Here is a 14,012-nt window from a genome sequence, read left to right as displayed (position 1 = left end):
TAAGCCATCAAGGACGATATACTTTTACGGTGTTAAAGCCTTCTTCGTGAAGAATAAGCGCTTGTAATTGGCTCATTACTCCTTTTTGGCAATATAAGTAATAATCTTTGCCTTTAGGTAAATCGCCAAACTTTGTTGCTAAGCGGAAAAACGGTAAGTGGATAACTTCAATACCTTCAATTTCCAGCGGTGCCGCATCTTCTTCTTCAGGCGAGCGAATATCAACAACAACCGCTCCTTCAGGTAACTCTGTAACTGATTCTGCCTCTTTAAGCTCTTGCTTAGCCTCAACATCAATATCGCGCACATCCATAACACGGGCGTTATCAATAACGGTATCTAATACATCAAAGTCAAACTTTTCTTCTTCTGCTTTAATCACTTCAATTTTGGCTTTAACTGTCGGCTTTTTAGAGATCACACCGCAGTATTCAGGCATCGTCTCTGCCATTTCTGCAGTGCCTATTTGGCGCGCTATATTGATGATTTCTTGCTTATCATGTTGGATAAGTGGGCGTAAAATGAGCGTTTCGGTTACGCGGTCAATCACACTTAAGTTAGCTAAGGTTTGACTAGACACCTGACCTATACTTTCACCCGTAACCAATGCTTGAATATTTAGTTTTTCAGCGACGGCACTACCCGCTCGCATCATCATACGTTTAAGGACAACGCCCATTTGGCTGTTCTCAACGTTTTCTAAGATTTCAGCAACCACTGGCTCAAAATCAACAGTAATAAACTTAACTTTGTGAGTAGAGCTGTATTGTTTCCATAGATAGTAACTCGCTTGTTTAACCCCAATTTCATGAGCAGCGCCACCTAAATTAAAGAATAAAAAGTGCGTGCGAGCACCTTTACGGATCATTTGATAACTGGCAACGCCAGAATCAAACCCACCAGACATAAGCGATAATACATCGTCTTGTGTTGGCAGTGGAAAGCCCGCCATTCCTAAATGCGTTTGCGTTACTATGTAGGCTTTTTCGTCTTTAATTTCTAAACGAATCGTTACTTCTGGGCGACTTAGCTTTACTCGAGCCCCTTCAACATGTTGATTAAGCCCGCCACCAACGTAACGCTCTAGCTCAGTTGAAGTAAAATCATGTTGACCTATGCGCTTAGCACGGACACAAAAGGTTTTACCAATAATAGTGTGACCAACTAGCTCAATAGTTTTTTGATAAATGTCATCAATCGTTTTAAAGTCTGTTTCAGTCACTTCAATAAACTGCACGATGCCAGGTATACGTTGTAAGCTGTCGATAAAATCAAGGCGAGTTTGAGCATCGTCAAGTTTTGTTACAACTGAAATGTTATCCCAGTTATTACGTACCTGTACTTTTTCGTCAACACGACGCAATACAATTTTAATGTTATTTTCTAACACTTTAGTAAAGCGTTTACGGACTGAACGGCTTTTAATGGCTATTTCAGGGTGAAGTTTGACGATAAATTTAAGCATAGTTTAACTCTTAGACTGCGGGAATTCGCGCACCCAGGTATTGGGCGCGGCGGATTATAGCAAAAAATTTAGCGCCTAGGAACTAACCAACTTAACGGGCTTAAGGATTCTGGGGAGCAGCATTTGCTAAAAGTGCGTACTTGTCTCTTAACTGATTAATTTTATTTGCGCTTTTTTCGGTGCTGTAGGCTTTAAATAAAGTCAGTACTTTTACAATACCAGGATAAATATCTTGCTCAACCAGCACACCACTAAGCCTTCTTGCTTTCATATAGGGTGTCCAAAAGCTGACCGTTAATTTTAACGTATGAGCAAGTTCGATAGCATCTTGTTCATCAATGGCAATAATTTCGCTGTCGCGTAAGGCCAAAATGATGTTACGCACCTGCTCAAGTAACTCCTGTTGAAAATCAATGTAACCCTGTTTTAAATAACTATCGCGAGCGAGAATATCGCCAAGGTTGTCGTAAAAAAAATGATAGCGCCACATCAATTCAAATAGCGAATCTAGATAAGGACCTAGGTGTTCAAAAGCATCGTCGCCTTGATCGACCGGCTTAAAATGAGTACTTAAATGGTCACGATAAAGTGCAAATATATGGCGAATAATGTCTTCTTTATTTTTAAAGTGGTAGTACAGATTACCCGGACTCATACCTAAACTCGATGCGATATGATTAGTAGATATTGCTCTTTCACCATGTTCATTAAACAATGAAATACTGGTTTGAATTATTTTATCCTTGGTATTCATATACTCATTACTCAATTTTCGAAAATACGATGCTGCATTAAAATAATCCGCCTAGTATAAACAAATCATTGCATTTGTAACACTGCGCAGCTGCAGTTATATACAATTTACTCACAAGGCTGCTTTGCACACTAAACACTGCTACACTACGGCTAAAAATAATAACACAGTAAATATTATGAAAGTGACCGCAATCTACCCAGGCACATTTGACCCTCTTACCAACGGCCACACTGATTTAATTCAGCGTGCGGCTAAAATGTTCGATACCGTTATTGTGGCTATTGCTCATAACCCAAGTAAAAAACCGTGTTTTACTTTAGAAGAACGCGTTGATTTAGCAAATGAGATTTTAAGCCATTTAGATAATGTAAAAGTCATTGGCTTTTCAGGGCTACTCGCCGATTTAGCCCGTGACCATAATGCTAATGTACTGATCAGAGGCATAAGAGCGGTTTCTGATTTTGATTACGAGTTTCAGCTCGCGAATATGAATCGCCGTTTAAACCCTGATTTAGAAAGCGTATTTTTAACGCCTGCCGAGCGTAATACCTTTATATCATCAACGCTAGTAAAAGAAGTAGCACGCCATAACGGGGATGTGAGTGAGTTTGTTGACACCATAGTAATGAAAGCCCTGCAGTCAAGGCTGGGTAAAACCAAGCATTAAATAACTTGCCTAGCGTATCGTTACATTGCGCTAGGTAGCTTCGCTTTTGCTGGAAACAGAACGTTCTTAAACCTCACTAAGCCCAAAAAATCTTTATTGATAAATAGTGCCAATACCATTATAAAATCAAATAGAATAACGCCAAACCCGTATGCAGCCCAAAACCACCAATAGTCACTGTTTCCTTTAACTTGAACATCATAATGCATTCCCAAAAATAAACAGGTATTAACACCCAACCCCAGAATTAAGTAATAAAAAGCAATAGGCGTGTTTTGCAACGTTATTTTTCGCCACAAAAAAAGTATCAAAATAGTCGTGAGATCAAATATGAAATAATCTTTATAAGTAGAAGTTTCGAGGCTTAAAAATGCACTTAGAAAATAAGAAATCATCATTATCAATGAAATATGCAGCAAGCTTTTATCTTGTTTATTAATGCTCGAAGAAAGATTATATAGAAAAGCGATTAAAAACAGCCACAGTATAAAATTACCTAAATTCTCGCCAACTTTAACAAGTAACCATAATAAATCCGTCATTATAGACTTTTAAACTCAGCGCGTGACCTAAATAAACGACCTTTAAGTTTCATTAGCCCTAAAAAGTCTTTATTGATAAAAATAGCAATAATCATTAGTAAATCAATAATGTTAACCCCCATGGAGTAAAGACTCCATAACCACCAAGGCTCTGAGTTCCAGTTTATATAAAGATCTATGTAAATAGCATACGTTAAACAAGCATTAATCAATAAGCCACTAACAATATAGTTTTTAGCCACATCGCTTTCAAAGTTTGAAGCTTTTGTTATTATAAAAATAATACAAACTGTGGCGAAATCAAAAAAAATCCAGTTAAGGTAAACGTTTTTGAAAACTAAAAGGAAGTCACCAATAAGGTAAGAAAAGAACATTATTGAGGCTAAATAGACCAGTAATTTATTAGCTGTATTTATACTCGATACAAATGTGTACAACAAAGCCATTAAAAAGCCCCATTGTATAAATGCATCAATATAATCTGCTAAAAATAAGTCTACATAATACATTTATTGGATTTTGTTAAGCTCAGTCGTTTTGAATAATGAAATGAGTTTACTTTTAAGGGTGTGTAAGCCAAGGAAATCACGGTCTACTATTAAAGCGACAATCATAATCAGATCAATAATGTTTACACTGAACGTGTAGATATCCCAAAAAAGCCAAGGTTCTTTATTTTGATATACATTCAAATCTAAGTACATGAGGGAAAAGAAAAGTGAATTTATTGCAAGACCCACAATTAAATATAAAAAAGAGGGTGTCGTTTTTCTTAACATAGCCATAGCTATTAGCAAGCAAAGAATGGTAAAAATATCATAGATAGCCCAATCTAATAAAACCGCAGTTTTAATTGATAGCCAAGTAAAAAAATAGTCTGAAAGAGTATAAGAAACCATCATAATAAATGAACTGAGTAATAAAGTTGTATTTCTTTTTACGTTTAAAGTATAGACAAAGACATTAAAAAAAAATGCCATTAAAAAGCCCCACATTGTAAACGCTGAAAGCGAGAAAAAACCAAAAAACTCAGTTAAAAACATTTAAAACCTTAATTAATTATTTAGGTTTGATAGGTACAATACCGCCGCCACGACGAAGTTCTGCACCAGCAGCACTCATTGCCTCTTGAGATATACTAACTGTATCAGATTGTAGGGTTTTAGGGCTAGCAGTTTGTTCCATTGCAGGCTTTAATTGTTGCGTTTTATTGTATGCTTGCATTTGTACTTGGCTATTAGCTGAAATTTGCATGTGATTAATCCTTATGAGTATTAAATTTTTATTATTGGCGTAAATTTAAATCACACCACCTGGAGCAGTTACTAAATAACTGCGGTAACGTATTGCCTTCGTTGATTAATTGACTCAACAACACACTACAGAACTACAAATGCAACCGATATGCCAACTTTAAATTAATAGTATGTTAATTTAAAAATTATTTTATTTTACTCAAAAAAAAACGCATCGGGGTCACCGTGCGTTTTTTATCCTAGGGATTGCTCAAGCCACATTTTTACAAGGGATCTCCATGCTATTACTTGGCTTTAACATATATTCCATTGCGACTTCATCACAGTTTTCTTTACGTAAACATAACTCACAATCTTTCATGACTTTTTCAGGTAGGCTCTCTTTATTACAGAAACTAAACCGCTGATTTTCGAAAAAGTCAGGCACACGAGTCAGAACGATGACACGATTGAGTGCCAATTTTTTGGCTTTTACTAATAAATGTTCTACTAGCTCTCGCCCTTGGCCTGTTACTGCGCTTTTAGGGTCAATACCTAATGAGCGTATTTCAGCTAATCCAGTGTCGTAAATGTATAATGAAGCACAACCTGATACCTGACCGTTTATCTCGGTTACAGCAAACTCATTAATTGAGTGCACCATGTCACTTTTAGCGCGCGGTAAGTTTTCGCCGACTGTTGCCCAGTGTTGTACGAGTTTAGCTATTGCTTCCACGTCATCTAGGTTTGCATCACGAACTGTTATTTGCTGTTTTTTTTTCGCGTCTTTCACCGCTTTACTTACTTGTTCTAATGAGGTTCCACCAAGTGCTTGACGTGCTTTAATACAGGCATCAATTTCAAGTACCGGATACACATCATCTTCAAACACTGGGTTTACTGATTTATACTGCTCAAGTGAAAGCTCCTCTAACGTTTTACCTTCACTAATAGCTAATTGCACCAACACCCCAACAATATGATGCCCTTCTCTAAACGGTACACCTTTGGCTACCAAATAATCAGCAAGCTCGGTTGCATTTGCGTGGCCACCTTTTGCCGCTGCTAAGGTTTTGTCTGCTTTAACTGTTACCCCCTTAATACACGCTTGCGCCATATGAATACAAGCAAGCCACGTTGGCATAGCGTCAAAAATGCCTTCCTTATCTTCTTGCATGTCTTTATTGTAAGCAAGCGGCAGTGCTTTTAGAGTCATCATCATTGCACTAAACGCACCAAATACCCGCCCTGTTTTGCCACGAATAAGCTCTAATGCATCTGGGTTCTTTTTCTGCGGCATCAAAGATGAGCCCGATGTAACATTATCAGCCAGTTCGATAAACCCAGCTTCTCCTGAGTTATAAAAAATCAAGTCTTCAGACATGCGCGATAAGTGGATCATAGAGATAGACGCACAGCTTAATAGCTCAACCACAAAGTCACGATCAGATACACCATCAAGGCTGTTTTTAGTCGCGCCTGTAAACCCTAACCCTTGTGCAAGTGCATGACGGTCAATCGGATAGGCAGTTCCCGCAAGAGCGCCACTGCCGAGTGGACAATAGTTCATTCGTGATTGGGCATCTTGCAACCGGCTTTCATCACGCTCTAACATTTCTACATAAGCCATACACCAGTGACTAAATAACACCGGCTGTGCACGCTGTAAGTGCGTGTACCCTGGCAATATTGTGCCAAGCTCACGTTCAGCCAAGCTAATAAATTCAGCTTTTAGTTGTGCAATCGCTTTTAAGATATGATCGGCAGTATCGCGACACCATAATCTAAAGTCAGTAGCAACTTGGTCGTTACGGCTTCGGCCTGTGTGTAATTTTTTAGCTAAATCACCCACTTTTTCAATTAGCGCGGCTTCAACATGCGAGTGAATATCCTCAGCACCTGAGGTGGCAACCGCGTGTGGATCTGCTTTTACCTCTTCAAGTAATTCATATAATGCCGATACCAGCTTTTGGTGTTCGTCATTAGATAACACGTTGACTTGTTCAAGTGCGCCAGCCCATGCAACAGAGCCAATAATATCTTGCTCTGCTAATTGATAATCGAAGGGAAGTGAATCGTTAAATTGTTTAAACGCTTCATCTGGACCCGTAGAAAAACGCCCGCCCCATAATGCCATGAAATCTCTCCAAACCCGATAATAGCCCCTTAATTCCAAGAGGCATAAAAAATTACTTTTTAGCTAATGCTGAAATTCTGCTTGATAGTGAGAATAAACGAATAAAACCTTCTGCATGCGATTGGTCATAGACATCGTCTTCACCAAAAGTAGCAAAATCTTCGCTGTATAAACTGTTAGGTGATTTTTTCTGGACCGCTGTTACTTGCCCTTTGTAAAGTTTAAGTACCACTTCACCTGTCGCTAACGTAGAAAGCGCTTCTGCACCGGCTAAAATAGAATCTTTAAGCGGCGTAAACCAACGACCGTCGTAGACTAAATGCGAAAATTCACCACCGAGTACCTCTTTCCATTTACGGCTTGATTTATCAAGTACGAGCTCATCAATTGCTTGAAGCGCCGCCATGATCACTGTACCGCCTGGTGTTTCGTAACAACCGCGTGATTTCATACCCACTAAACGGTTTTCTACAATATCAACACGACCAATACCATGCGGAGCTGCAATGTCGTTTAGTTTAACTAAACAGTCGTAAGGCTTTAATTGTTCGCCGTTTACAGCAACCACTTCACCTTCTACAACTGATAAAGTGACATGCTCAGCTTTATCGGGCGCTTGCTCTGGTGAATTAGTCCAAGTCCATACTTGCTCACTTGGCTCACACCAAGGGTCTTCAAGCTCGCCGCCTTCGTGGGAGATATGCCATGCGTTAGCATCACGACTGTAAATTTTAGTTGCTGATGCAGAACACGGAATATCACGCTCAGCTAGGTAATCAAGCAATGATTCACGACTTGATAAATCCCACTCACGCCATGGCGCAATCACCTTTAAATCAGGAGCCAGTGCTGCAAAACATGACTCAAAACGTACTTGGTCGTTACCTTTACCCGTACAGCCATGAGAAAGTGCATCTGCCCCCACTTTACGGGCAATTTCAACTTGGGCTTTAGCGATGATTGGACGTGCCATAGAAGTACCTAGCAAGTAGGTTCCTTCGTATATAGAGCCTGTTTTAAGTGTTGGGTAAATGTAATCACTTACCATTTCATCTTTCAAATCAACCACGTAACATTCAGATGCACCCGATGCAATGGCTTTCGCTTCTACGCCTTCAAGTTCTTCTGCGCCTTGGCCAACATCGGCAACAAAGGCAATAACTTCACAGCCGTAGTTTTCTTTTAACCATGGCACAATAGCCGATGTATCAAGACCACCTGAATAGGCTAAAACGACTTTTTTAATTGAACTCATAGGTGTTCCTTAACAAAATTTGGATTTAATAATGTAACAAGCAGAGCATTTTGCGCATGCATACGATTTTCTGCTTGTTGAATAATTTTTGATGCGGGGCCATCCATTACCTCAGAGGTAATTTCAAACTCACGATGTGCCGGTTGGCAATGTAATACCGTGGTAGCCCCGGTTTTTTTAAGTAACGCCTGATTTAATTGATAAGGCATGTATTTTTCTTTCACTTGCTCAAGCGGTGTGGTGTCTCCCATAGAAACCCAGGTATCAGCGTAAACTGCGTTAGCACCTACCGCAGCCTCAACTCTGTCACTTACCATCACAGACGCCCCATTCATTGCGGCAATTTGCTCCGCTTTTTTAAGAATTTGCGAATCGGGCGAACTGCCTTTTGGCGTCACAGCAACAAAATCAGTCCCTAAAGTTGCTGCAAGTAGCATCAGTGAATGCGTTACGTTATTACCTTCACCTAAATAAGCCAACTTTAGCTGACTAACATCACCGTGCACTTCTTGAAGCGTTAAAAAATCAGCTAAGGCTTGGCATGGGTGATATAAATCACACAAACTATTAACCACCGGAACAGACGAATACTCACCTAAGGTAGTTAACGTACTGTGCTGATTGACCCGGGCAACAATACCATCAGCCCAAGTTGAAATATTCAAGGCGAAATCTTTTATTGATTCACGTGCCCCCATCGCGCCGTTTTGTTGATCTAGATAAACCGCATGACCGCCTAAACGGTTTATACCAATATCAAACGATAAACGCGTACGTAAACTTTGCTTTTCGAACAGAGTAACCACTGACTTACCAGCTAACACTTGGCTGTACTTTGCAGGGCTTTCTTTAATATCTTGCGCTAATTTTAATAAATTAAGGGCGCCTTGTTGGTCTAATTCTAGACCCGTTATAAAATCTTTAAACATATTCAACCTATGGTGTCACTTTAGTTCCGACGTGCTCGCCTTGCAGCAAAGCCGTTAAATTCTCTGGCTTTTGCCAGCTGGAAATGTACACACCGCGTCGTAAATGTTGGGCAGCGTGAAGACTGGTCTTAACTTTGACCTCCATCCCGCCCACAATTACTCCCTCTGCAATTAAAGTATCAATGTGTTTTGTGTCAAGTTGATGTAGTGGATGCTTATTCGCATCAAGCACCGCTTCTACATCTGTCATAAAAATAAGTTCGGCGTTTAAATTACTCGCAATCGCTGCTGCTGCTTCGTCAGCATTGACGTTGTACCAAAGCCCTTGCTCATCAAAACCGATGGAGCTGACTATAGGTAAACGCCCGCCACTGAGTAATTCATTAATAATAGAATCATCATTACTATGGCATTGACCTACTTGCCCTAGCGCTTTTAATTTTTGTGATGCTGTTATTCCAGCTTCATATAAACTCAAGCCAACGGGTTTATGCCCAGCAGTCATTGCTTGCGCCATTAATTGTTTGTTTGCTGCTCCCGCTAATGCTCCTACAATATAAGGCATCTGTTCTTTAGGGCTGATACGCAAACCTTGGTGTTTAGCACTGGCAAAACCGGCTTCTGCTAGCCAATGGTCAACTAATGAGCCACCGCCATGAACAATTACAAATTGTGCATCATGTTGCTCATTAAGAACCTCAAAAAGCGCTTTAGCGGCATTTTCAGTATTGAGTACTGCGCCACCGAGTTTAATAACCCACGTTTTACTGCTCATTTAAACGCTCCTACTAAACCTGTAGTGTGAGGCAAACCCATTGACAAATTAATACATTGCAGAGCCTGACCAGCCGCCCCTTTTAGTAAATTGTCAATCGCTGCCATCACTATTAATTGTGAGTCTTGCTGCTGCCATGCAATATCAACATAGGGTTGTTTTGCTACCCCTTTAATGGAGGAAATTTTGCCACCAAGCAATCGAATTAACGGCTCATCCGCTAATACTTGATACGCTTTAGTTACTTGCTCACTGGTCACACCCGGTTTTAGCTGTACATAAATGGTTTCTAAAATACCGCGCGGGAAATTACCTAAATGAGGAGTAAATAACACGTTATGGCCAAGATACTGCTGTATCTCAGGCCCATGACGATGGTTAAACAAACCATAAGCAGCTAGCGATACTTCGCAAAAATGCGTGCCAATACTTGCTTTACGACCAGCCCCAGTTACTCCCGATACAGCATTAATAATAATCCGCTCATCACTAAGTAACCCAGCTTGCTGAAGAGGTTTTAATGCGTTTAATGCGGCAGTTGGGTAGCAGCCAGCTACAGCAACTAACTGCGCCTTTGCAATGGCCTCACTATTCCACTCTGCAAGGCCATATGCAGCTTCATTAAGAAGTTCTGGATGCTGGTGTTCAAAACCATAATAAGTGACGTAATCTTCATTACTTTCAAGACGGTAACCACCAGACAAGTCAAATACCTTTTTGCCCATCGCTAAAAACTGAGGGGCTAAATCAACACTTACTTTATGGTCAGTGCATAAACACACATAGTCTGCTGAATGAGCTATATCACTCAATGCACTCTCATTAAGTGGTTGCAAAGGTAAGTCAAGTAACCCTAAGTGCTCAGGGTATAATTCACTGAGCAGTTTATGTTTATCTAAGCTTTGCGCTGATACATAACATGCTGATAATGTTAATGCTGGATGTTTGGTAACTAAGCTAGCCAATTCTGCGCCGCTATAACCGCTGGCACCTATAATTACTACGTTCATTATTTACTCTTTATATAAAATTAGTGACTACATTCCATGTTATTTACTTACACTAGGTTGCAACCTAGCTAAACTGATTAAATTAATGAGTGATAACTATCGTCGTATTATTTTCATGGTGTAACTTTAATATATTTATGCTTAAAAAGTGAATTGATATTCATCATAAATACTTTTATATTGTTATGCAATTAAATTGAATACTTATTTTGGATTTTTTTATGTCTCTGCCGTCATTTATCTCGATGTATCAGCAATTGATTGCCGCCCCCTCTATTAGCGCTATTGAAGAGCATTTGTGTATGAGCAATAAAAGCGTGATTGAACTACTCGCTCAGTGGTGTGAAAGCTTAGGTTTTACCTGTGAAATAATAGAGTTAGAAGGTGGTAAAGGCCGCTACAACTTATTAGCAAAACGCGGACAAGGCGATGGCGGGTTAATGCTTGCGGGGCACACCGATACGGTGCCATTTGATGATAGCCGCTGGAATCAAAACCCATTTAAATTAACTGAACTTGATAACAAATTATATGGTTTAGGCAGTATTGATATGAAAGGCTTTTTTGCTTTTGTACTGCAAGCTATTAGTGAGCTTGATGAAAAGCAGCAAACTCAACCTATTTTAATATTAGCGACCGCCGATGAAGAAACCACTATGGCTGGCGCACAGCAAATTTGTAAGCACCCAAATTTAAAGCCAAATCGCTGTATTATTGGTGAACCCACTGATATGACACCAGTATTTACCCATAAAGGCCATATGACTACAGCAATCAGAGTCGTTGGTCGCTCAGGACATAGCTCTGATCCCGAACGGGGTCTTAATGCCATCGAAGTAATGCATAAAGTGATTACAAAATTACTGATCTTAAAAGAACAACTTAAGAATAAATATTCAATAAACCACTTTGAAATTCCTTATCCAACACTCAACTTAGGCAATATTCATGGGGGTGACAATGCCAACCGAATTTGTGGCTGCTGTGAAATGCACATTGATATGCGCCCTCTTCCCGGTTTAAGCGTGCAAGAGCTTCAAGCACTGGTACTTGATGCAACCTACGATATAAACCAGCAATACCCTAACTCTGTGAGCGTAATTGATTTGCATGAGCCAATTCCAGCATTTACGGGAAGCACAGATAGCGCGTTAGTCAAATTAGCCGAAAATATAGCAGGGCAAAAAGCAGTGGCTGTTAACTACTGTACCGAAGCGCCATTTATACAGCAACTCGGTTGTGAAACCATCGTAATGGGGCCAGGCTCTATTAACCAAGCGCATCAGCCCGATGAGTTTTTAGCAATGGAAAAAATCAAACCTTCTCAACAAATTATCAGCAACCTTATAAAGGCGAGTTGCTTTTAATCAGTAACAAAAAAGACGCTTAATCGCGTCTTTTTTGTCATTGTATTTGTAGTTGTAATTACATATATTTTCGTAAATACTTTTTAAACACCGGATCAGTTTGTGCCAGTTCTTTCTGCTCTTCTAATATCTCTTTTAATATAGCACCTGAGGTAAGCGGGTTCGCAAGTACCACTCTAAATACCACGGTTGGTTGGTTATCATATTGAACTGGCGTTAAACGCGTACGCGATACAAATGAGCGACCCGATTCACGTTGGCGTTTTTGCATACTGGCAGTAAAACGATTAAGCGCGGCAAAAATGTCTAAACGGGTTTGTGCATCAGCTTGGGCTATCGCATGTTTAATTTGTTTTGGTACATAGCGATAGGTCAGTAAGCAAAGTTCTGGCTCTGATATTAACTCAAAATCTTCATCGGCTTTTATTAAATCAGCAAAATAACGCGCTTTTTTAATACTGCGATCGATAAGCATTTCATAGCCTTTACGACCAATAACACGTAAGCAAGCATGCACTAACATCGCCATCCCAGGGCGACTTCCCTCAAGCGTATGGCTGCCTAAATCTTTAGAGCCTTTACGTAAAATATATTCAGCATGATGCTCGATGGCATCAGTTGCAGCAGGGTCTTTAAATAAGACTAAACCGGCCCCCATCGGCACATACATTTGCTTATGCGCATCAATGGTGATTGAATCTGCATGCTCAATACCTTTTAATAAATGCCTATGGGTATTAGACAGTAAAGTTGCTCCGCCCCACGCTGCATCAACATGAAAATGACAATTAATCTCTTGTGCTAAATTAGCCATATCTTCAAGTGGGTCAATATTACCGGTTTCAGTGGTTCCTGCGACTCCAATAATTGCCATCACTTTAATGCCTTGTGCTTCAAGCTCTAACGCTTTTTCTCGCATTGCACTAACATCGACTTTATTATCGGCAGAAGTTTTAATACCAATTAAATTTTCACGACCAATACCTAATAAATCAACCGATTTACCAAGCGAATAATGACCTCGTTCAGAAATTAAAACTGCCAGCCCTTTGTAACCATAGTGAAGCATTCCTGCAACTAAACCTTGTGCAGCAATGCCTTTAAAATTGCCATCCGCTTTTAATAAGCGGTTTCGAGCTATCCAAAGTGCAGTAATATTCGCCACGGTGCCGCCAGAGCAAAATGCCCCTAACGAAGTTTTTGCACTGTGCATCCATTTAGAATAAAAACCATCACTTTGGCTATAAGCTAAATGATGCATCATCCCTAAAACTTGACGTTCTAATGGGGTAAACGCTTTCGAGGTTTCGATTTTTACTAGGTTTTGATTTAACCCAACCATTAATTTCGATAACGGTAATAAAAAATGAGGCAAAGCCGATGTCATATGGCCAATAAAGCTTGGCGCAGCGGTATGAACAGAATGAGCAACCAGCTGTTCCATAATATCTTGAGCATAGCAAGACACAAACGTCGGTTCTTCAGGGATTGCCGCCGATTGAAAATCTTTTTCTATTTCATGTAATGGTTTTTCAATTGCCGCGATATTTTCGTTTAAGAAACCTGCTAAATTACTCGAAATTTCAAGCTCTATTTTGCTCAAAGTTGAGTCTGGTGCCTCTGGAACGGTGAATATCCGTTTAAGGCTTTCTTTAGAGGCGACGGCACAACGCTTTTGATCCATCTTCATACCTAGTGTGTGACTAAAACACCTGTTAGTTTGTAAAACACGCTAATATAAGGTGTTTTTTAAGCAACGGCATTTCTAAAAAATTGCGCTAACTTTACTGCAATATGACAAAAATGTCTCGTTTTAAGCCATAAAAGACAATACTAAATAGATAACATTTCACTATTTTCTAAATTTAGTACA

General features: G+C 39.8%; 14 protein-coding genes. 2 read left to right on the top strand and 12 right to left on the bottom strand.

The genetic code is table 11. The features are described from left to right. Positions 1 to 7: 7 nt before the first annotated feature. Together thiI and A9479_RS06310 are read right to left on the bottom strand one after the other, a co-directional pair. Positions 8 to 1,465 (bottom strand): tRNA uracil 4-sulfurtransferase ThiI, encoded by a 1,458-nt coding sequence (gene thiI / locus A9479_RS06315; protein WP_013464312.1) that lies wholly within the window; start codon positions 1,463 to 1,465, stop codon positions 8 to 10. A gap of 100 nt (positions 1,466 to 1,565) precedes the next feature. Continuing rightward, complete coding sequence (locus A9479_RS06310) at positions 1,566 to 2,219, bottom strand: TetR/AcrR family transcriptional regulator (protein WP_064662962.1); 654 nt, start codon at positions 2,217 to 2,219, stop codon at positions 1,566 to 1,568. A gap of 178 nt (positions 2,220 to 2,397) precedes the next feature. Between A9479_RS06310 and coaD the strand changes: the two genes are divergently transcribed. Further along, the gene (gene coaD, locus A9479_RS06305; protein WP_024601870.1) at positions 2,398 to 2,889 is read left to right on the top strand and encodes a pantetheine-phosphate adenylyltransferase; all 492 of its coding nucleotides are present in this window, start codon (positions 2,398 to 2,400) and stop codon (positions 2,887 to 2,889) included. 20 nt (positions 2,890 to 2,909) lie between these two features. On the opposite strand, the gene A9479_RS06300 is transcribed toward coaD, so the two are convergent. From A9479_RS06300 to argC, 9 genes are all read right to left on the bottom strand, one after another. Continuing rightward, on the bottom strand, positions 2,910 to 3,431 hold the full coding sequence (locus tag A9479_RS06300) for a hypothetical protein (RefSeq protein ID WP_064662961.1): 522 nt from the start codon (positions 3,429 to 3,431) through the stop codon (positions 2,910 to 2,912). After that, on the bottom strand, positions 3,431 to 3,673 hold the full coding sequence (locus A9479_RS20075; protein WP_231893548.1) for a hypothetical protein: 243 nt from the start codon (positions 3,671 to 3,673) through the stop codon (positions 3,431 to 3,433). The genes A9479_RS06300 and A9479_RS20075 overlap by 1 nt, the downstream gene beginning before the upstream one ends. Before the next feature lie 267 nt (positions 3,674 to 3,940). After that, on the bottom strand, positions 3,941 to 4,474 hold the full coding sequence (locus A9479_RS06290; RefSeq protein ID WP_013464308.1) for a hypothetical protein: 534 nt from the start codon (positions 4,472 to 4,474) through the stop codon (positions 3,941 to 3,943). A gap of 16 nt (positions 4,475 to 4,490) precedes the next feature. Further along, positions 4,491 to 4,685, bottom strand: a complete 195-nt coding sequence (locus A9479_RS06285; RefSeq protein ID WP_013464307.1) for a hypothetical protein — start codon at positions 4,683 to 4,685, stop codon at positions 4,491 to 4,493. A gap of 252 nt (positions 4,686 to 4,937) precedes the next feature. Then, positions 4,938 to 6,803: an argininosuccinate lyase gene (argH, locus tag A9479_RS06280; protein WP_064662959.1), complete on the bottom strand. Its 1,866-nt coding sequence runs from the start codon at positions 6,801 to 6,803 to the stop codon at positions 4,938 to 4,940. 52 nt (positions 6,804 to 6,855) lie between these two features. After that, positions 6,856 to 8,058 (bottom strand): argininosuccinate synthase, encoded by a 1,203-nt coding sequence (locus A9479_RS06275; RefSeq protein ID WP_008466021.1) that lies wholly within the window; start codon positions 8,056 to 8,058, stop codon positions 6,856 to 6,858. Continuing rightward, positions 8,055 to 8,987 carry an ornithine carbamoyltransferase gene (locus A9479_RS06270; RefSeq protein ID WP_016900252.1) on the bottom strand — a complete coding sequence of 311 codons (933 nt, stop codon included), beginning with the start codon at positions 8,985 to 8,987 and terminating at the stop codon, positions 8,055 to 8,057. Before A9479_RS06270 ends, A9479_RS06275 begins: the two co-directional genes overlap by 4 nt. A gap of 7 nt (positions 8,988 to 8,994) precedes the next feature. After that, positions 8,995 to 9,762 carry an acetylglutamate kinase gene (argB, locus tag A9479_RS06265; protein WP_016900251.1) on the bottom strand — a complete coding sequence of 256 codons (768 nt, stop codon included), beginning with the start codon at positions 9,760 to 9,762 and terminating at the stop codon, positions 8,995 to 8,997. After that, positions 9,759 to 10,772, bottom strand: coding sequence for an N-acetyl-gamma-glutamyl-phosphate reductase (argC, locus tag A9479_RS06260; RefSeq protein WP_064662958.1), 1,014 nt, complete (start codon positions 10,770 to 10,772; stop codon positions 9,759 to 9,761). Before argC ends, argB begins: the two co-directional genes overlap by 4 nt. 221 nt (positions 10,773 to 10,993) lie before the next feature. Between argC and argE the strand changes: the two genes are divergently transcribed. Further along, entirely contained in the window at positions 10,994 to 12,139 is a 1,146-nt protein-coding gene (gene argE, locus A9479_RS06255) for an acetylornithine deacetylase (protein WP_064662957.1), read from the top strand. A gap of 58 nt (positions 12,140 to 12,197) precedes the next feature. Here argE and panP read toward each other — a convergent pair whose 3' ends face one another. Next, on the bottom strand, positions 12,198 to 13,823 hold the full coding sequence (gene panP / locus A9479_RS06250; protein ID WP_028835508.1) for a pyridoxal-dependent aspartate 1-decarboxylase PanP: 1,626 nt from the start codon (positions 13,821 to 13,823) through the stop codon (positions 12,198 to 12,200). Positions 13,824 to 14,012 lie beyond the last annotated feature (189 nt).

Origin of the sequence: Pseudoalteromonas sp. MQS005 (genome assembly GCF_001661605.1) — a bacterium.
In the GTDB taxonomy this organism is placed as follows: Bacteria; Pseudomonadota; Gammaproteobacteria; order Enterobacterales; family Alteromonadaceae; genus Pseudoalteromonas; species Pseudoalteromonas tetraodonis.
Note: the sequence above shows the minus strand (reverse complement) of the source record. Positions and strands in the feature narration are given on the sequence as shown.